This window comes from Streptomyces silvisoli (genome assembly GCF_029269905.1).
GTDB classification, from domain to species: Bacteria; Actinomycetota; Actinomycetes; order Streptomycetales; family Streptomycetaceae; genus Streptantibioticus_A; species Streptantibioticus_A silvisoli_A.
This window is the reverse complement of record NZ_JARJBC010000009.1, coordinates 44,964-63,478: the sequence shown is the minus strand read 5'-3', so window position 1 is coordinate 63,478 and position 18,515 is coordinate 44,964. Positions and strand designations below refer to the sequence as shown.

Genomic DNA, 18,515 nt, shown 5'->3' with positions numbered 1-18,515 from the left:
GAGCACGTAGGCTCGCGCATACGTAATAGGTAGTCGTACGGACGGCAGGAGCGAACCCGTGATCCCCGGTGGTCAGCCGAACATGCAGCAGCTGCTGCAGCAGGCGCAGAAGATGCAGCAGGACCTCGCCGCGGCGCAGGCCGAACTGGCCGAGGCCGCGGTCGAGGGCACCGCGGGCGGCGGTCTGGTGAAGGCGACGGTCAGCGGCGCCGGTGAACTGCGCGGCCTGGTGATCGACCCGAAGGCGGTGGACCCGGAGGACACCGAGACCCTCGCCGACCTGATCCTGGCCGCCGTCCGGGACGGCAACGGCAAGGCGCAGGAGCTGCAGCAGCAGAAGCTCGGCCCGCTCGCCCAGGGCCTGGGCGGCGGCATTCCGGGTCTGCCGTTCTGACCGCGGGCCCGCACAACCGCACACCGTAGAGAGAAGGCGTTCCGTGTACGAAGGCGTGGTCCAGGACCTCATCGACGAACTGGGCAGGCTTCCCGGCGTCGGTCCCAAGAGCGCGCAGCGGATCGCCTTCCACATCCTTCAGGCGGATCCCACGGACGTGCGCAGGCTCGCCCACGCGCTCACCGAGGTCAAGGAGAAGGTGCGGTTCTGCGCGGTCTGCGGCAACGTCGCGCAGAGCGAGCAGTGCCGGGTCTGCCAGGACCCGCGCCGCGACCCCGCGGTGATCTGCGTGGTCGAGGAGCCCAAGGACGTTGTCGCGATCGAGCGGACCCGGGAGTTCCGGGGCCGCTATCACGTGCTCGGCGGCGCGATCAGCCCGATCGAGGGCGTCGGCCCCGATGACCTGCGGATACGGGAGCTGCTGGCCCGGCTCGCGGACGGCACGGTGACCGAGCTGATCCTGGCCACCGACCCGAACCTCGAAGGTGAGGCGACCGCCACCTATCTGGCCCGCATGGTCAAGCCGATGGGCCTGAAGGTGACCCGGCTGGCCAGCGGTCTGCCGGTGGGCGGTGACCTGGAGTACGCGGACGAGGTGACGCTGGGCCGGGCCTTCGAGGGGAGGCGGCTGCTCGATGTGTGATGTCATGCCAGGGAGCGTTCAGCGACGCGTAAACCCCCCGGGGTCGAGCGGTGCGAGGGACGCGGAACATACTGCTGCCGACGAGGTCACGGTTGGGCGTGCCTTCGAAGGGAGACGACTGTTCGATGTCTGACACCGCAGTACGCAACGGCGGCACGGGCCCGTTCAAGGCGCGCGACCCGAAGCAGTCCGGGGATCCGGGTGACTTCGCGGTCCAGATCGCCGACCAGATCGAGAGCTTCATCGTCGCGGTGCGCGAAGTGGCCAAGGGCGATGAACCCGACAGCGCCGTACCTTTCCTGCTCCTTGAGGTCTCCCAGCTGATGCTCGCCGGAGGCCGCCTCGGCGCCCATGAGGACATCGTTCCGGACGAGCGCTACGAGCCGGACGTGGGTCCGGAGCCGGACGCCGACGAGCTGCGGGAGCGGCTGGCCGCGCTGCTTGAGCCGGTGGACGTCTACTCCGAGGTCTTCGATCCGTACGTACCGCGCAGCATGCCGGTCGCCTGCCGGATCTCCGACGACCTGGCGGACGTGGTCACCGACCTCAGCCACGGTCTGGCGCACTACCGGGAGGGCCGGGTCAGCGAGGCGCTGTGGTGGTGGCAGTTCTCGTACCTGTCCAACTGGGGGCCGACCGCCAGCGCCTCGCTGCGCGCCCTGCAGTCCCTGGTCGCCCATGTCCGGCTGGACTCGCCGCTGGACGAGCTGGACGGTCTGGACACGGACGACTCGGTCGGCGAGGACCAGCTCGCCGAGGAGGCGGGGAAGGTGATGGCCGCCGAGATCGGTGGCCGTCTCGGCGGCCAGAAGGGCTGAGCGGTTGTGACGTGGCTTACGTCTCCGTGTGTCGCGGCTCGTAGCGGGCAGGATCCGGCGCGCAAGCGGCTGAGCGGCTGATCACGGAGTGAGCCTTGCGTCTCACACTGTGATACATACGCGGTGTATTCCGCCCGCTCGTTAGACTGAGCCGAACGCATACCCCCATGGGGGGTCTGGGGGCAGTCCCCCCAGAAGACACAGTTGCGAGGAGCGCACGTGGGCCTTGTCGTGCAGAAGTACGGCGGCTCCTCCGTTGCGGATGCCGAGGGCATCAAGCGCGTCGCCAAGCGGATCGTCGATGCCAAGAAGAGCGGCCACCAGGTGGTCGTCGTGGTATCGGCGATGGGTGACACGACGGACGAGCTGATCGATCTGGCGCAGCAGGTTTCTCCGATCCCTGCTGGTCGCGAGTTCGACATGCTGCTGACCGCCGGAGAGCGGATCTCCATGGCACTGCTGGCGATGGCGATCAAAAACCTCGGACACGAGGCGCAGTCGTTCACCGGCAGCCAGGCGGGAGTCATCACCGACTCGGTCCACAACAAAGCGCGGATCATCGACGTCACGCCGGGCCGGATCCAGACCGCCATCGACGAGGGCAACATCGCCATCGTGGCCGGTTTCCAGGGGGTGTCCCACGACAAGAAGGACATCACCACCCTTGGCCGGGGCGGCTCCGACACCACCGCGGTGGCCCTCGCCGCCGCGCTGGACGCCGAGGTGTGCGAGATCTACACCGATGTCGACGGTGTCTTCACCGCCGACCCGCGGGTGGTGAAGAAGGCCCGCAAGATCGACTGGATCTCGTTCGAGGACATGCTGGAGCTGGCCAGCTCCGGCTCCAAGGTGCTGCTGCACCGCTGCGTCGAGTACGCACGCCGATACAACATCCCGATCCACGTCCGCTCGTCCTTCTCCGGACTGAAGGGGACCTGGGTCAGTAGCGAACCGCAAGGGGACCAGCCGATGGAGCAGGCGATCATCTCGGGGGTTGCCCACGACACGTCCGAGGCCAAGGTCACGGTCGTCGGGGTGCCGGACAAGCCGGGCGAGGCCGCGACGATCTTCCGTGCCATCGCGGACGCTCAGATCAACATCGACATGGTGGTGCAGAACGTCTCCGCCGCGTCCACCGGTCTGACCGACATCTCCTTCACGCTGCCGAAGACCGACGGCCGCAAGGCCCTTGAGGCGCTGGAGAGGACCAAGGGCGCCGTCGGTTTCGAGTCGCTGCGCTACGACGACCAGATCGCCAAGATCTCGCTGGTCGGCGCGGGCATGAAGACCAACCCCGGGGTCACCGCGAGCTTCTTCGAGGCGCTGTCCAACGCGGGCGTCAACATCGAGCTGATCTCCACCTCGGAGATCCGGATCTCGGTGGTCACCCGCGCCGACGACGTCAACGAGGCGGTGCGCGCCGTGCACACCGCGTTCGGCCTGGACAGCGAGAGCGACGAGGCAGTGGTGTACGGAGGTACCGGCCGATGACCGCTACCGATCGCAAGGACAAGCCGACCCTGGCCGTGGTCGGTGCCACCGGCGCCGTCGGCACGGTGATGCTGGGCATCCTGTCGTCCCGTGAGGACGTCTGGGGAGAGATCCGGCTGATCGCCTCGCCGCGCTCCGCGGGCCGCAAGCTCGTGGTGCGGGGCGAGGAGGTCGAGGTCATCGCCCTGAGCGAGGAGGCCTTCGAGGGCGTCGACGTGGCGATGTTCGACGTTCCGGACGAGGTCTCCGCGCAGTGGGCGCCGATCGCCGCCGCCAAGGGCGCGGTCGCCGTGGACAACTCCGGTGCGTTCCGCATGGATCCGGACGTTCCGCTGGTCGTGCCGGAGGTGAACGCGCACGCCGCCCGCATCCGGCCGCGCGGCATCATCTCCAACCCCAACTGCACCACGCTGTCGATGATCGTCGCGATGGGCGCGCTGCACGCCGAGTTCGGGCTGACCGAGCTGGTGGTCTCCTCGTACCAGGCGGCATCCGGCGCCGGGCAGCCGGGAATCGACACGTTGCGCGAGCAGATCAGCAAGGTCGGTGGGACGAACCTGGGCACCCAGCCGGGCGATGTCCGGCGCGCGGTGGGCGAGTTCGGGCCGTTCCCGGCACCGCTCGCGCTCAACGTCGTTCCGTGGGCGGGGTCGTTGAAGGACGAGGGCTGGTCCTCCGAGGAACTGAAGGTGCGCAACGAGTCGCGCAAGATCCTCGGCCTGCCCAACCTGCGGGTGAACGCCACCTGTGTGCGGGTCCCGGTGATCACCACCCACTCGCTCTCCGTGCACGCGCGGTTCGAGAACGAGGTGACGGTCGCCAGGGCGCACGAGATCCTGGGCAGCGCGCCGGGCGTCGTGGTCTGCGACAACCCGGGGGAGGGCGAGTTCCCGACCCCCGCCGACGTGGTGGGCACCGACCCCACCTGGGTCGGCCGGGTGCGCCGGGCGCTGGACGACCCGTACGCGCTGGACCTGTTCCTGTGCGGCGACAACCTGCGCAAGGGCGCGGCGCTGAACACCGCGCAGATCGCCGAACTGGTCGCCGCGGAACTGACCTCCGGCGGCTGAGGGGACGCACAGTCTCCTTCTTTGTGAAGGACCTGTGACGAACCTGATGGTCTGTACCGCTTGAAGGGGACAGCCGCCGCGTTCGACAATTTCGCTCCCCGCCTTGCCGCAACCGGCAGTTGGCGGGGAGCGTCTTTGTGTCAGTGCCCTGCCATAGACGTCACTCGTCGGGGATCGGGAAAACCGGGACAGTGGGGATGAGTTGGTACGCATGCGGAAGCCGTACAACCCTGGCCAGGGGATGCGCGTCCAACAGTCGTGGCAGAGGCAGTCGGGATCGCAACCTGGGGGGCCGGGGGCGAGGCCCCCGCAATCGGCAAACCCGCGACCCCGCGCGACAGGCGCACCTCGGCGGACCGCTACGGCTCGGCGTCCGGCGGTCTGCCGGTGATCGCGCCATGGCCGGTCGCCAAGTTGCCCTCCGAGGCCGTGAGCGCTGACAGCACCATGGCTGCGGGTACCACGGTCGACCACCTCACCGAGACCTACCGGGCCCACTACCGGTCGCTGCTCGGCCTTGCCGCACTGCTCCTGGACGACACCGCCTCCTGCGAGGACGTGGTCCAGGAGGCCTTCATCCGGGTCCACTCGGCCCGCAGCAGGGTCCGTGAACCCGAGAAGACCCTCGCCTACCTGCGCCAGACCGTCGTCAACCTCTCCCGCTCCACACTGCGCCGCCGCATCCTCGGGCTCAAGCTGCTGTCCAAGCCGATGCCCGACATGGCCAGCGCGGAGGAGGGCGCCTACGAGCAGCTGGAGCGCGACCAACTGATCCGCTCCATGCGGGGGTTGCAGCGCCGCCAGCGCGAGGTGCTCGTGCTGCGCTACTTCGCGGACATGACCGAGGCCCAGGTCGCCGAGACACTCGGCATATCCGTCGGCTCCGTCAAGGCGTACGGATCCCGCGGCATCGCCGCGCTCCGCATCGCCATGGAGGCGCCGGCATGACCCAGCATCCATCCGACCCCGATGTCCCCGACGGCATGCCTGAACAGAACCACTTCAACGACGCCGCCGACAACTTCGACGAACTGGCGCTGCGCCGCCTGATGCGGGACGCGGTACGGGACATCGAGCCCGAGCCCGAAGCGCTCGACCGGCTGCGCCACGCGATCCCCGCCCGCCGCACCCGACGCCGCCAGGCCATGGTGGGCGCCGCCGCCGGGGTACTGCTCGTCGGCACCGCGGTTCCCGCCGTACTGCACGCCGCCGCCACCGGCGGCACCGACACCGTCGGCGCGGCCAACACCAGCAGCAGCCACACCACCGGCAGCAGCCCGGGCGCCCTCGGCGACACGGACCAGGCCGGCGGCGGATCGGGCCCGGCCGGTACGGCCGGCAGCGGCGGACCGGGCGGCGCCAGCACGGCGCGGCCCAGCCCGGTGCCCTCGGCCAGCCGCTCCGGCAGCCGCGGCGACACCGCGCCGCCCGGTGGCGTGATGACCGTCGCCTCGCCGAGCTGCGCCCGCGCCCAGCTCGGCAGGGGCACCGCCCAGACCGGCACACCCGACCAGGAGGGCCGGGTCTACGGCTCGTTCCGGGTCGTCAACGTCTCCAACACCAGCTGTACCGTCTCCGGCGAGGGCCAGATCGCGGTGACCGCGCAGGGCTCCACCGATCCCAGCAGGATCCAGGTCGTGGACCACACCGCGGGTGACCCGGCCAGCAGCCTGCTGCCCGACCCGGCGACCGCGCCGGACAGCGTGACGCTGCCCCCGGGCAAGGCGTACCAGGTCGACTTCGCATGGATCCCGGCCGCGGGCGGCGGCGCCTCCGGCTGCGCCGCGACCTCGACCGGCGGGTCGACCGCCACCGGCGGCGGAAACGGCGGATCCACTGGTGCCGGCACCACCGGGCCGAACGCCAGCGACGCCGGGACCTCGGGCAACACTCCCGCCACCGGCACCACCCCGGCGTCCTCCGACTCCGGGTCGGGCGGCGGCGGTACGCCCACGTCGCCCCCGGCGGCCAACGGCATCACCCTGTCCAACACCCCCGACGCGGGCCCGCCGACCACCGCCTCCGCCACCATCAACGGAGCCTGCGCGGGCACGGTCTACCGCACGCCGGCGCTGCCCGCCTCGTAGCCCGCCGTAGCGCGGCGCGCCGGGGCCGGGTCCTGGCGGCACAGGCGCTGCCCGTACCGTTGAGGCGTGTACCGGTTCCTGCTGACCCCCCGCTGGCTGGGGATCCACCTGTTCGTGCTGCTCGCCATCCCGTTCTGCGTCTTCATGGGTACGTGGCAGCTCAGCCGGTTCGACGCGCGGGTCGCCCAGCAGCACGCGGCCGAGCAGGCGCCCAAGCCCTCGGCCGCCGACGCGGTGCCGCTGCACGACCTGCTGCCGAACGCCAAGGCGCAGCTCACCCAGGACGCCGCGGGCCGCGAGGTCACCGTCACCGGCCGGTACGACAGCGCCCACCAGCTGCTGGTCCCGGGCCGGACGCTGGACGGCAGGCAGGGCTTCTACGTCCTCACCCCGCTGCGCACCGACGGCGGCGCGCTGGCCGTGGTGCGCGGCTGGCTGCCCGGCAACGCCTCCGCGCCCGGTGCCATCCCGCCCGCGCCGGGTGGGCAGACCACGGTGCGTGGGACGCTCCAGGCGTCGGAGGGCGTCGGCGACACCGGCGTCAACGCCAGTGGCGGGCTGCCCGCCGGTCAGCTCGGCATGATCAGCTCCGCCTCCCTGGTCAACGTGGTGCCGTACCCGGTCTACGACGGCTGGGTCACGCTGACCCACAGCCAGGCGCCGATGAGGCCGGTGCCGCCCGCCGCCGCGCCCAACACCGGGCTCGACATGCGGGCGTTCCAGAACCTGGGCTACACCGGCGAGTGGTTCGTCTTCGCGGGCTTCGTCGTCTTCATCTGGATCCGGTTGGTCCGCCGGGAGGCCGAGGTCCAGCGCGACCTGGCCCTCGGCCTGATCACCGACCCGGCGGACGCCTGAGCCACCCCGGCTCAGCCCGCGGCGCCGAGCCCCAGCACCCGGTCGGCGAACGCCAACTCCAGCCGCAGCTGCTTGATCCGCTCCTCGACCACCAGCGACCCGTGCCCGGCGTCGTACCGGTACACCTCGTGCACCTTGCCCAGGCTCGCCAACCGCTCGACGTAGTTGTCGATCTGCCGTATCGGGCAGCGCGGATCGTTCGTCCCGGCCGAGATGAAGACCGGTGCCCGCACCTGCTCCACGTACGTCAGCGGTGACGAGGCCGCGTACCGGTCCGGCACCTCCTGCGGCGAGCCGCCGAACAGCGTGCGGTCCAGCGCCTTGAGCGCCTCCATCTCGTCCTCGTAGCTCGCCAGGTAGTCCGCCACCGGCACCGCCGCCAGCCCCGCGGCCCACGCCTGCGGCTGCGTGCCGAGGCCGAGCAGGGTCAGATAGCCGCCCCACGAACCGCCCGCCAGCACCAGCTTGGCCGGATCCGCGAGCCCGGAGGCGACCGCCCACTCCCCTACCGCCGCGATGTCCTCCAGCTCGATCAGCCCGACCCGGTGCTTGAGCGCGTCCGTCCACTCCCGCCCGTAGCCCGTCGAGCCGCGGTAGTTGACGCGTACGACGGCGAAGCCGTGGTCCACCCAGGCCGCCGGGGCCGCCGCGAACGCGTCGCTGTCGTGCCAGGTGGGACCGCCGTGGATGTCGAACACCGTGGGGAACGGCCCGTCGCCGCGCGGCTGTTGTACGAACGCGTGGATCCGGCCGCCCGGCCCCTCGACCCACACGTCATGCGCGGGCACCGACGGCGGTGCCGTGAAGCCGGGAACCTCCAGCACGGTCGCGCCCGTGCTGGACCGTACGGCGGGCGGCAGCGCGGCCGACGACCACAGGAACTCCACCGTGCCGTCCGGGCGGGCGGTCGCCGCGCTGATGGTGCCGGGGTCCGTCGGGATCCGGGTCAGCGCGCCGTCGGCGAACGCGTACCGCCACAGTTCGCTGCGCCCCTGGTGGGTGTGCTCGACCAGCAGGGCGGAGCCGTCCGGGTACCACTCGGCGGCCACGTCGCCCGGCAGGTCGATCGCCAGCTCGGTCTCCCGGCCGGTGGTGACGTCCCAGACCATCGGCTCCCACCGGCCGCGCCGCTGGTGGGCGACGAGCAGCCGGGTGTCACCGGCGACGGGAGCGAACCCCAGGCACTCCAGACCCAGCTCGCGCTCACCGCCAGCGGTGTCGTCCAACTCGGCGACGGTCGTGCCGTCCAGCGTCATGACCCGCAGTGACGAGTGCATGGCGTCACCGTGCTCGGTGTGCTCCACGGCCAGCAGCGTGCCGTCCTCGCTGAGGTCGCCGACGCCCGCCGACTCCGGGTGCCGGTAGACCAGCTCGGCCGGCTGGCCAGGCCTGACCACATGGATCGAGGTGCCCTCGTCGTCCAGCGACCGGCCGACGACCACCGTGCCGTCCCGCCCCAGGGCGAGCCCCGCCGGATACGAGGGCGCCAGCCCCGGTGCCCCCGGCTCGTCGTCCCCACCGGCGAACGGCTGGCGCATCCAGACCCCGAACTCGTCGCCGTCGGTGTCCGAGAACCACCAGATCCACTCGCCGTCCGGGCTCAGCGTCCCGTCCGTGGTCCCGTTCGGCCGGTCGGTCACCTGCCGCCGCGTGTCGGAGCGCCGGTCCCAGGCGTACAGCTCGTACGTGCCCGTGGCGTTGGAGACGTACAGCGAACGCTCCGGGGCGTCCTGCGCCCAGTCAGGCAGCCCCACGCGCGGCGCCCGGAAGCGTTTCTCCCAGTCCGGCATGGCAGCGAAGACATCACTCATGCCTCCCATTCAAACCCGACCGCCCGCCGTCCGGACCGGCGGTATCCCGCCGCACACCGTTCGGGTCCGCCGCGGGCGGTGCGGCCACCCGCCGGCCGGGGCTCACGAGGGGGCCGGGGGCTCGCGCAGCCGCACGGCGAGGGCGGCGATGTCGTCGTCGAGGCCACCGCCGCTGTAGTGCAGCAGGTCACGGTGGAGCCGGTCGAGCAGGTCGCGGGGGCACATGGGGGTCTGCCGCCGCATCCAGTCCGCCAGCGGGAAGAACGCCCCGGTGAGGTCGCGGGCCTCGGTGACACCGTCGGTGTACAGCAGCAGCTCGTCGCCAGGGGCGAAGTCGACGGAGTCGATGGTGTACTGATCGCCGATCAGCTCCGCGAGGTTGAGCGGTGGCGAGGGATCGGTGGGCTTCAGGACGCGCAGTCGCCCGCGGTTCAGCAGCAGCGGCGGGGGGTGCCCGCAGTTGAGGATCCTGATGTGCCGCTCCTCGTACGGGATCTCCACGAGCAGGGCGGTGGCGAAGCGCTCCATCAGGTCGTCGGGGGAGAACGCGGAGGTGTGCCGGGTGCTGCTGGCCTCCAGACGGCGTGCGATGCCGCCGAGGTCAGGCTCGTCGTAGGCCGCCTCCCGGAAGGAGTTGACCACCGCCGCGGCCGTCCCCACCGCCGGCAGGCCCTTGCCCCGCACATCGCCGATGAGCAACCGCACCCCGTAGCGGGTGTCGACCACCTCGTAGAAGTCGCCGCCGATGCGGGCCTCCGCCGCGGCCGCGAGGTACAGCGACTCGACCTCGACGCTCCCGAAGCTGCGCGGCATCGGGCTCAGCACCACCTGCTGCGCCGCGTCGGCGACGAGCCGGACCTGGAAGAGGGTCTGCTCCCGCTGGAGCCGGACATGGCTTCCGTACGCGGCCGCCACGGTGACCGCGATGATCCCCGCGGCGGTGTACCACGTCCCCAGATCGGGGAACTCAAGGCTGATCCCGATCATGAGCAGCAGGCAGAACGTCCCCAGCAGGACGGTGGGAAGCACGGGCCACATGGAGGCGGCCAGGGCGGGTACCGCGGGCAGGATGCGGCTGATGGCGACGCTCCTGGGCGTGGCGAAGGCCAGGCTGGCGATGACAATGGCCAGCATCACCGGCAACAGCAGCTCGGGGGGCCACGGGCCGTAGGGACGACGACGTAGCCGCAGCCGTCCAGGCTTGATCACAGCCGATAGCATATCGACACAATGCGGACATAGCGCTTCGGCTGGCCGCGACCTGCCCCGGCGCCGGGCCGGGCGGCGCCGTTGGTGACGACCGGTGGGGGCTCCACGGGCCGTCGGCGCGAACTCTCGACAGGCTGCTCCGGACGTGTCTGGCGACCCGTTAGCGACGGGTACTCGGGAGCAGGCTCCCCCCAGAAAGTCGCCCCAACGAGTCAGGGCCAGTCTCACGCGAGCGGAGACTGGCCCTGATCAGGTGTTTCACCAGTCGGGGTGGCGGGATTTGAACCCACGGCCTCTTCGTCCCGAACGAAGCGCGCTGCCAAGCTGCGCTACACCCCGGTGCAACGGGCTCTACTCTAGCGGACTCGTGACCGCAGGCGAAATCCGGTTTGGCGGCGCCCGGAGGCGGGACTCAGGCGCCGGGAGTCAGGGTGAGCAGGGTCGCCTCGGGAGGGCAGGCGAAACGTACCGGGGTGTACCGGTTTGTGCCGCAACCTGCGGAAACGTGCATATAGGCGGTGCGGCCGCCCGCGCGATGGGTGGACAGGCCCTTCACCCGGCGGGTGTCCAGGTCGCAGTTGGTGACCAGGGCGCCGTAGAACGGCACGCACAGCTGGCCGCCATGGGTGTGCCCGGCCAGGATCAGCGGGTAGCCGTCGGCCGTGAAGGCGTCCAGGACACGCAGATACGGGGCGTGGACCACGGCGAGGGACAGGTCGGCGTCGGAGGAGGGGCCGCCCGCCACCATCCCGTAGCGGTCGCGCTTGATGTGCGGGTCGTCCAGGCCGGTGAGCGCGATCTCCGTGCCGTCGCCCAGCTTGAGCCGGCCGCGCGTGTTGTTCAGGCCGATCCAGCCCGCCGTGTCGAAGCTGTCCCGCATCTCCTGCCACGGGTTGTGGATCGCGCCCTGCGCCGGCGGGTTGCCGTTGAGGCCGTGCTTGCCGTGCGCGCGCTCCACCAGGTAGCGGGCCGGGTTGCGCAGCTTCGGCCCGTAGTAGTCGTTGGAGCCGAAGACATAGGCGCCCGGCAGCTCCATCAGCGGGCCGAGCGCGTCCAGTACCTCCGGGACGGCCTCCGGGTCCGAGAGGTTGTCACCGGTGTTGATCACGAAGTCGGGACGCAGCCCGGCCAGCGACTGCAGCCAGCGGCGCTTCTTGTTCTGACCGCTCACCATGTGGATGTCGGAGATCTGAAGGACGCGCAACGGCCGCATCCCCGGCGGCAGCACGGGGACCTCGACCCGTCGCAGCCGAAAGGAACGGACTTCGAAGCCCGCGGCGTACACCACCGAGGCCGCGCCGACTGCCGTAATTCCCAGGGGGATCCCATAACGAGCGCGCATGCGCCCATCGTGGCAGACGTCCCGCACCGCTGGAAATCTTCCGGCGGCCATCGCATGCCCCATGGCAGACTCACGGTATGACCACGCTCAAAGCCCGGCTTCAGGACGATCTCACCGCGGCCATCAAGGCGCGCGACGAACTGCGCGCGTCCACGCTCCGTCTCACCCTCACCGCCGTTCACAAGGAAGAGGTCGCGGGTACCGAGGCCCGTGAGCTGTCCGACGCCGAGGTGGAGAAGGTGATCGCCCGCGAGGCCAAGAAGCGCCGTGAGGCGGCGGAGGCCTTCGACAAGGGCGGCCGTGCGGAGTCCGCCGAGCGTGAGCGGGCGGAGGGCGAGGTGCTCGCCGAGTACCTGCCCAAGCCGCTCAGTGACGAGGAGTTGGCCGCGCTGGTCGCCGAAGCCGTGGCCGAGGCCGCCTCCCAGGGCAGCGAGGGGCCGCGTGCGATGGGCGTGATCATGAAGCTGGCGAACCAGAAGGTCGCCGGTCGCGCCGAGGGCGGCCGGGTCGCCGCCGAGGTCAAGCGACGCCTGGGCGACTGATACCGCCCTCATAAAAAGCTCACAGGTGGGGCGCCCCCGGAATTGCGGGGGCGCCCCACCTGTCGTTAGAACGCCTGTTTCACGTGAAACACGTCACAGGTCCTGCTCCTACGGCCAGTTGCCGCCGTTCTGGCCGCCGCCCAGCAGACCCGGCGGCAGGCTGATGGTCGGCCACGGGAACGTGTTGCCGCCGTTTCCATGGCCCTTGCCCTTCCCCTGGTCGCCAGGGTTCGGGCTGGGGTTCTGGCTGCCGCCCGGCGGGTTGCCGCCCGCCAGCGGGACCGTGGGCAGGCTCCCGGCCGGGGTGCCCGCGAGGGCGCCGCTCATGGCGTCCTTCCAGATCGGGCCCGGGGTGTCGGCGCCGAAGACCTTGTCGTGGTAGACGCCACCGATGGTGATGTTGGTCATCGACAGGTTCTTCGAGGGGCTGCCGACCCAGACCGCACCGGCCATGTTCGAGGTGTAGCCGACGAACCAGGCGGCGTAACGGCTGTCCGTGGTACCGGTCTTGCCCGCGCTGTCCCGGTCGGGCAGCCCGGCCTGCTTGCCGGTGCCGTCCTCGACCACGCCCTTGAGGAGGGTGTTGAGCGTCGAGGCGGTGTTCTCCGACATGGCCTGGGTGCAGGAACTCTGCGGTACGGGCATCGACTTGCCGTTGGCGTCGGTGATCGACTCGATGGCGACCGGTGTGCAGTAGACGCCGTGGTTGGCGAAGGTGGCGTACGCCGCGGCCATGGTCAGCGGACTGACCTCCTGGGTGCCCAGGGTGATCGACGGCACCTGGTCGATCGGGTTGCCGTCCGCCCGGTGCACACCCATCTTCGAGGCCATCTGCGTCACCGGGCAGACCCCGATGTCGCTGATGAGTTGCACGTAGTACGTGTTGACCGAAAGGGCCGTGGCCTTCTGCATGTTCATCGGCCCGACCTCGGACTTGTCCTCGTTGGACAGCGTCGAGCCGTAGGTGTTGACCCAGGGCTTGCCGCAGGTGTTGACCGGGCTCGGGTACGTCATCGAGTACGGCGCCGGATAAACGGTGTTGGGATTGGTGCCGCCGTCGATCGCCGCCGCGGCCGTGATGGGCTTGAACGTCGAACCGGACTGGAAGCCCCGGCCGCCGCCCATCGACTGGTCCACGTTGTAGTTGATCTGGGTCTCGTTCTCCCCGAAGCCGTAGGGCCGCGACTGGCCCATCGCCACGATCTTGCCGGTGCCTGGCTGCACCAGGGTCACGGCGGTGGCCACCGGGTCGGTCTCGTAGACGTGCTTCTGGATGGAGGCCTGGACGGACTGCTGGGCCTGCGGGTCCAGTGTGGTCCTGATCGTCATGCCGCCGGTGGTCCAGCGCTTGGCGCGGTCCTCCCGGGTCTTGCCGAAGACCGGGTTGTTCAGGAAGGTCTCGCGCACGTAGTCGCAGAAGAAGCCCGCGCCGCTGACGGCGGTGATGCAGCCGTTCCTCGGGGTGCTGGGCTTCAGGCCCAGCGGCTTGGCCTGCGCCTCGGTGGCCTGCGCCCGGGTGATGTCGCCGAGGTCGGCCATCCGCTTGAGCACCGTGTTCCGGCGCGTGATCGCCTCCTTGGGGTAGGCGATCGGATCGTAGTGGGTCGGTGACTGAACGATTCCAGCCAACAGGGCCGCCTCGTCGAGGGTCAGATCCTTGGCGTCCGTGCTGAAGTACCGCTGGGCGGCCGCTTGAACGCCGTACGCCTGTTCGCCGAAGAACGTGATGTTGAGGTAGTTCTCCAGGATCTGCTTCTTGCCCAGTTCCTTCTCGACCTGGATCGCGTACTTCAGTTCCTTGATCTTGCGGCCGATGGTCTGCTGGGTGGCCTGAGCGACCTTGTCGGGGTCGTCGCCGGCCTCCTCGATGAACACGTTCTTGACGTACTGCTGGGTGAGCGTGGAGGCGCCCTGGGAGACGCCGCCCGACGCGGCGTTGGAGTTGAGCGCGCGCAGAATGCCCTTCATGTCGATCGCGCCGTGCTGCCAATAGCGCGAGTCCTCGATCGCGACGATCGCCTTCTGCATGGCCGGGTTGATCTGGCTGAGCGGAACCGAGGTGCGGTCGCGCGAATAGACGGTGGCGATCAGGCCCCCGTTGGCGTCCAGGATCTTCGTCGCCTGGCTCAGCGGCGGGCGCTTGAGTTCGCCGGGCAGCGCGTTGAAGTCCGCGACCGTGCCCTTGGCGGACAGCCCGATGGCGCCGGTGGCGGGCAGCGCGATGCCTGCCAGCACCACCCCGGACAGCACACTGACACCGAGGAACTTGGCGGCTTGCCGGGTCGTCGCCAGACCCCCGCCGGAGCGCTTGTAGGCCATGGGGAGCAGCCTACGTGTCGATTCTGAGGACGTACGCCCACCTGTTCGCCTAACCTGTGGAAGACGGACGCGTCAGTGAGTCGGGCGTTTGCCTCTCATTGTCACTCTTGTGGGTGATGAGAACTGTCCCGATTCCGGCATATGCCAGGGGCCTTGAGCAATATCCCCGGCAATGTGACCGTTATGCCCCGAGTTGCCGGTTTGAAAGCGGCTCCGAAACACGCTCACTCCGGTGGGTGATCTGTCGCGCACGCATAGTCCATTCGGGCCATTCAAGATTGGGCCTGAAAGGGCTGTTGTGCCGTGTCCTCCTTCCGTAACGTCCTCAACTGGCGGCGGTGAATATGCCGCTGCCGCCGTGGGGGAGCCCCGATTCGGGAGAGGACGGCGCCAGCATGAGCTGGGTTACCGACTGGAGCGCGCAGGCAGCGTGCCGCACCACAGATCCGGACGAACTGTTCGTCCAGGGGGCGGCGCAGAACAGGGCCAAGGCGGTGTGCACCGGATGCCCGGTGCGTACCGAGTGCCTGGCGGACGCGCTCGACAACCGCGTGGAGTTCGGCGTGTGGGGTGGGATGACCGAGCGCGAGCGCAGGGCACTGCTGCGCCGCCGCCCGACGGTCACCTCATGGCGCAGACTGCTGGAGACCGCCCGCCATGAGTACGAGCGCAGCATGGGCCTGCTGACCGCCGAGGTGGAAGAGGACTACGCGGCGGCCGGCTGACCGTTCGCCAACCGCTCTCCCACCGCCCGCAGACCCTCCAGGTCGTGTACGTCACCGGGCAGCGCGGCGACTTCGGCGACGGGCACGTCCGGATGCACCAAGGCGAAACGCTCGCGGGTGCGGCCCTCCCGGGCCACCACCTGCATCCGCTCCGCGTGCAGCCGCAGCAGGCCCGCCGCCAGGCTCTCCGCGGCCAGCCCGTCCGGCTCGGCGAGGATCTCCTCGGTGAAGGTCTTGCCCTCAGTTTTCCCTGTGACGTGATCGGCAATCCGGCCGTCGGTAAGATTTTCCACGGCGGGGCAGTCCACCGGATCGCCAACTTCCGCAGCGGTGACGGTACTTGGCGCCGGATCTCCGGCGCCGGGCCACTCCGCCGCCAAATCCTCCAACGCCTCGGCGGCGGCGAGCGCCCGTTCCGCCGTCAACCGCGCCGCACCACTGGCGTGCACCCGGTTCAGCACCAGCCCGGCCAACGGCATGCGCTCCGCCGCCAGCCGCTCCACGAAGTACGAGGCCTCGCGCAGCGCGTCCCGCTCCGGCGCCGCCACCACGAGGAACGCCGTACCGGGCGCCTGGAGCAGCCGGTAGGTGGCGTCCGCGCGCTTGCGGAAACCGCCGAACATGGTGTCCATCGCCGCCACGAACGTCTGAACGTCCCGCAGCAGATGCGCGCCGACCACCTTGTTCAGCGCGCCGGTCATCATCGACAGCCCGACGTTGAGGAACTTCATCCCGGCACGTCCGCCCGCCTTCGCCGGGGCCATCAGCAACTTGATGAACTTGCCGTCGAGGAACGAGCCGAGGCGCTTGGGGGCGTCCAGGAAGTCCAGCGCGGAGCGGCTCGGCGGGGTGTCCACGATGATCAGGTCCCACTCGTCGCGGGCCCGCAGCTGGCCGAGCTTCTCCATGGCCATGTACTCCTGCGTGCCCGCGAAACCCGCGGAAAGCGACTGGTAGAACGGGTTCTCCAAGATCGCCTGGGCGCGCTCCGGCTCGGCGTGCTGGACGACGATGTCATCGAACGTCCGCTTCATGTCCAGCATCATCGCGTGCAGTTGACCGCCCGCGGACTCGTCGATGCCGTCCACCCGGCGCGGTGTGTTGTCCAGTTCGGTGAGCCCCATCGACTGCGCGAGCCGCCGCGCCGGGTCGATGGTCAGCACCACGACCGTCCGGCCGCGTTCGGCCGCCCGCAGCCCCAGGGCCGCGGCCGTCGTGGTCTTGCCCACCCCGCCCGAGCCGCAACACAGGATGATCCGCGTCTCACGGTCGTCGAGCAGCGGATCGATGTCGAGCAACGGGGCCTGCCAGCTCATCGCCCGCCCTTCCTCTGCGTACCCGCGATCCCTTGTTCCAGCAGCGAGTTGGCCAGCCGGTACAGGCCGCCCACCTCGATGCCGTCACCGAGCAGTTCCAGTTCGTACGTCGGCAGGCCCAGCCCCGCGATCTCGGCGCGTTCGCGGCGCTCCAGCGCCACCCGCTCCGCGTGCTCGCGCGCCTGCTCCAGCAGTGGGTCCACCAGCCGTTCCGCCAGCCCGCCGCGGCGCGCGCCGCCGAGGCCCGCCTGGGACAGGGCCTTGGCCACCGCCGCGCGGTGACCGCGCCGCTCCGTGCTGGAGGTGATGCGCACCGCCGCCTCGTCCAGTACCGCGGGGCGCAGCATGTTGACCACCACCGCGCCCACCGGCAGCCCGGCGGCGCGCAGTTCGGCGACACCGTCCACCGTCTCCTGGACCGGCATCTCCTCCAGCAGTGTCACCAGGTGCACCGCCGTCTCGGCCGACTTGAGCACCCGCATGACGGCCTGCGCCTGGTTGTGTATCGGGCCGAACCGGGCCAGGCCCGCCACCTCGTCGTTCACGTTGAGGAAGCGGGTGATGCGCCCGGTCGGCGGGGCGTCCATCACGACCGCGTCGTAGGCCCGTCCGCCGGACGTGCCCTTGCGGCGCACCGCCTCGCACGCCTTGCCGGTCAGCAGGACGTCCCGCAGGCCGGGCGCGATCGTGGTCGCGAAGTCGATCGCGCCGAGTTTCTTCAGGGCGCGGCCGGCCCGGCCCAGCTTGTAGAACATGTCCAGGTAGTCGAGCAGCGCCAGCTCGGGGTCGATCGCCAGGGCGTGGACGTCCCCGCCGCCGGGCGCCACGGCGATCTTGCGCTCCTCATACGGCAGCGCTTCCGTCTCGAAGAGTTGGGCGATGCCGCCCCGCCCCTCGACCTCGACCAGGAGGGTGCGCTTCCCCTCGTCCGCGAGGGCGAGCGCGAGGGCGGCGGCGACCGTGGTCTTCCCGGTCCCGCCCTTGCCCGTCACGATGTGGAGCCGGGTCGCCTGCTGCGCGGCCGCCGCCGGCGGCGCGGCTGAGTGTTGGGCGCTCACCCTTGTGAGCCTAACCAGTCGGTTCTGGATCTACGCACCGGGCCGGGTCGGCTCTCGCGTCGGCCGTGCGGCTCGTGGTGGTCTGGCGGCGGTGGCGCCGGGACGAGGCATTACAGTCACAGCCATGACCAAGTGGGAATACGCGACTGTGCCGCTGCTCGTACACGCCACGAAGCAGATCCTGGACACCTGGGGCGAGGACGGATGGGAGCTCGTCCAGGTCGTTCCCGGGCCGAACAACCCCGAGCAGCTGGTGGCCTACCTCAAGAGGGAGAAGTCATGACTGCGCCGCGAAGCGCCTCGAACGAGGGCGGACGGGCGGGCCTGAGCGCGGTTGAGGAGAAGATCGGCTCGCTCGGTCTGAAGCTTCCGGACGTCGTTCCTCCGCTGGCCGCCTACCAGCCCGCCGTTCAGTCCGGCAGCTACGTCTTCACCGCGGGCCAGCTCCCGATGGTGGACGGGACCTTGCCGCTCACCGGCAAGGTGGGTGCGGAGGTCACCGCCGAGGAGGCCAAGGACCTGGCCCGTACCTGCGCGCTCAACGCGCTGGCCGCGGTCAAGTCGGTCATCGGCGACCTGGACCGCGTCAAGCGGGTCGTGAAGGTGGTCGGCTTCGTCGCCTCCGCGCCGGACTTCACCGGCCAGCCGGGCGTGCTCAACGGCGCCAGCGAACTGCTGGGCGAGGTGCTGGGCGACAAGGGCGTGCACGCGCGCAGCGCGGTGGGCGTCGCGGTGCTGCCGCTGGACGCGCCGGTCGAGGTGGAGATCCAGGTCGAGGTCGAGTAGCCCGCGGTCCGCGAGCCCGGCCGGACCGGAACCGGGGGAGAAATAG

Annotated in this window: 18 protein-coding genes and 1 tRNA gene; 12 read left to right on the top strand and 7 right to left on the bottom strand. The window is 70.4% G+C overall.

The genetic code is table 11. The annotated features are described in order from the left end of the window. Window positions 1-58 precede the first annotated feature (58 nt). From P3G67_RS16350 to P3G67_RS16315, 8 genes are all read left to right on the top strand, one after another. Complete coding sequence (locus tag P3G67_RS16350; RefSeq protein ID WP_276094152.1) at window positions 59-394, top strand: YbaB/EbfC family nucleoid-associated protein; 336 nt, start codon at window positions 59-61, stop codon at window positions 392-394. A gap of 43 nt (window positions 395-437) precedes the next feature. Continuing rightward, window positions 438-1,037 (top strand): recombination mediator RecR, encoded by a 600-nt coding sequence (gene recR, locus P3G67_RS16345; protein ID WP_269855230.1) that lies wholly within the window; start codon window positions 438-440, stop codon window positions 1,035-1,037. Between the two features lie 125 nt (window positions 1,038-1,162). Beyond that, entirely contained in the window at window positions 1,163-1,855 is a 693-nt protein-coding gene (locus P3G67_RS16340) for a DUF5063 domain-containing protein (RefSeq protein ID WP_269855229.1), read from the top strand. 219 nt (window positions 1,856-2,074) lie between these two features. Then, complete coding sequence (locus P3G67_RS16335; RefSeq protein ID WP_269855228.1) at window positions 2,075-3,346, top strand: aspartate kinase; 1,272 nt, start codon at window positions 2,075-2,077, stop codon at window positions 3,344-3,346. Beyond that, on the top strand, window positions 3,343-4,416 hold the full coding sequence (locus P3G67_RS16330; RefSeq protein ID WP_269855227.1) for an aspartate-semialdehyde dehydrogenase: 1,074 nt from the start codon (window positions 3,343-3,345) through the stop codon (window positions 4,414-4,416). Before P3G67_RS16335 ends, P3G67_RS16330 begins: the two co-directional genes overlap by 4 nt. A 258-nt stretch (window positions 4,417-4,674) precedes the next feature. Next, window positions 4,675-5,364, top strand: a complete 690-nt coding sequence (locus tag P3G67_RS16325) for a SigE family RNA polymerase sigma factor (protein WP_391858270.1) — start codon at window positions 4,675-4,677, stop codon at window positions 5,362-5,364. Then, complete coding sequence (locus P3G67_RS16320) at window positions 5,361-6,503, top strand: hypothetical protein (protein WP_276094151.1); 1,143 nt, start codon at window positions 5,361-5,363, stop codon at window positions 6,501-6,503. The genes P3G67_RS16325 and P3G67_RS16320 overlap by 4 nt, the downstream gene beginning before the upstream one ends. A 66-nt stretch (window positions 6,504-6,569) precedes the next feature. Further along, the gene (locus P3G67_RS16315; RefSeq protein ID WP_276094150.1) at window positions 6,570-7,361 is read left to right on the top strand and encodes an SURF1 family protein; all 792 of its coding nucleotides are present in this window, start codon (window positions 6,570-6,572) and stop codon (window positions 7,359-7,361) included. Window positions 7,362-7,372: 11 nt separating this feature from the next. On the opposite strand, the gene P3G67_RS16310 is transcribed toward P3G67_RS16315, so the two are convergent. The 4 genes from P3G67_RS16310 to P3G67_RS16295 all read right to left on the bottom strand — a co-directional run bounded on the left by P3G67_RS16310 (window position 7,373) and on the right by P3G67_RS16295 (window position 11,723). Then, window positions 7,373-9,172 carry a S9 family peptidase gene (locus P3G67_RS16310; RefSeq protein ID WP_276094149.1) on the bottom strand — a complete coding sequence of 600 codons (1,800 nt, stop codon included), beginning with the start codon at window positions 9,170-9,172 and terminating at the stop codon, window positions 7,373-7,375. 102 nt (window positions 9,173-9,274) lie between these two features. Then, window positions 9,275-10,381: a PP2C family protein-serine/threonine phosphatase gene (locus P3G67_RS16305; protein ID WP_276094148.1), complete on the bottom strand. Its 1,107-nt coding sequence runs from the start codon at window positions 10,379-10,381 to the stop codon at window positions 9,275-9,277. 265 nt (window positions 10,382-10,646) lie between these two features. Further along, a tRNA-Pro gene (locus P3G67_RS16300) sits at window positions 10,647-10,720 on the bottom strand. Between the two features lie 73 nt (window positions 10,721-10,793). Continuing rightward, entirely contained in the window at window positions 10,794-11,723 is a 930-nt protein-coding gene (locus P3G67_RS16295) for a metallophosphoesterase (RefSeq protein ID WP_276094147.1), read from the bottom strand. Between the two features lie 77 nt (window positions 11,724-11,800). On the opposite strand from P3G67_RS16295, the gene P3G67_RS16290 reads away from it, so the two are divergent. Then, on the top strand, window positions 11,801-12,265 hold the full coding sequence (locus P3G67_RS16290; RefSeq protein ID WP_276094146.1) for a GatB/YqeY domain-containing protein: 465 nt from the start codon (window positions 11,801-11,803) through the stop codon (window positions 12,263-12,265). A 108-nt stretch (window positions 12,266-12,373) separates the two neighbouring features. Here the strand turns inward: P3G67_RS16290 and P3G67_RS16285 are convergent, their stop codons facing one another. Continuing rightward, entirely contained in the window at window positions 12,374-14,584 is a 2,211-nt protein-coding gene (locus P3G67_RS16285; RefSeq protein ID WP_276094145.1) for a transglycosylase domain-containing protein, read from the bottom strand. A 395-nt stretch (window positions 14,585-14,979) separates the two neighbouring features. On the opposite strand from P3G67_RS16285, the gene P3G67_RS16280 reads away from it, so the two are divergent. Then, window positions 14,980-15,309 carry a WhiB family transcriptional regulator gene (locus tag P3G67_RS16280; RefSeq protein ID WP_269855219.1) on the top strand — a complete coding sequence of 110 codons (330 nt, stop codon included), beginning with the start codon at window positions 14,980-14,982 and terminating at the stop codon, window positions 15,307-15,309. Here P3G67_RS16280 and P3G67_RS16275 read toward each other — a convergent pair. Together P3G67_RS16275 and P3G67_RS16270 are read right to left on the bottom strand one after the other, a co-directional pair. After that, window positions 15,291-16,625, bottom strand: a complete 1,335-nt coding sequence (locus P3G67_RS16275; protein WP_276094144.1) for an ArsA family ATPase — start codon at window positions 16,623-16,625, stop codon at window positions 15,291-15,293. The genes P3G67_RS16280 and P3G67_RS16275 overlap by 19 nt on opposite strands. Continuing rightward, window positions 16,622-17,683, bottom strand: a complete 1,062-nt coding sequence (locus P3G67_RS16270) for an ArsA-related P-loop ATPase (protein WP_276094143.1) — start codon at window positions 17,681-17,683, stop codon at window positions 16,622-16,624. Before P3G67_RS16270 ends, P3G67_RS16275 begins: the two co-directional genes overlap by 4 nt. 124 nt (window positions 17,684-17,807) lie before the next feature. On the opposite strand from P3G67_RS16270, the gene P3G67_RS16265 reads away from it, so the two are divergent. Next, window positions 17,808-17,966: a DUF4177 domain-containing protein gene (locus P3G67_RS16265; protein ID WP_017947820.1), complete on the top strand. Its 159-nt coding sequence runs from the start codon at window positions 17,808-17,810 to the stop codon at window positions 17,964-17,966. Window positions 17,967-18,007: 41 nt separating this feature from the next. Then, complete coding sequence (locus tag P3G67_RS16260; RefSeq protein WP_269855561.1) at window positions 18,008-18,469, top strand: RidA family protein; 462 nt, start codon at window positions 18,008-18,010, stop codon at window positions 18,467-18,469. Window positions 18,470-18,515: the final 46 nt, after the last annotated feature.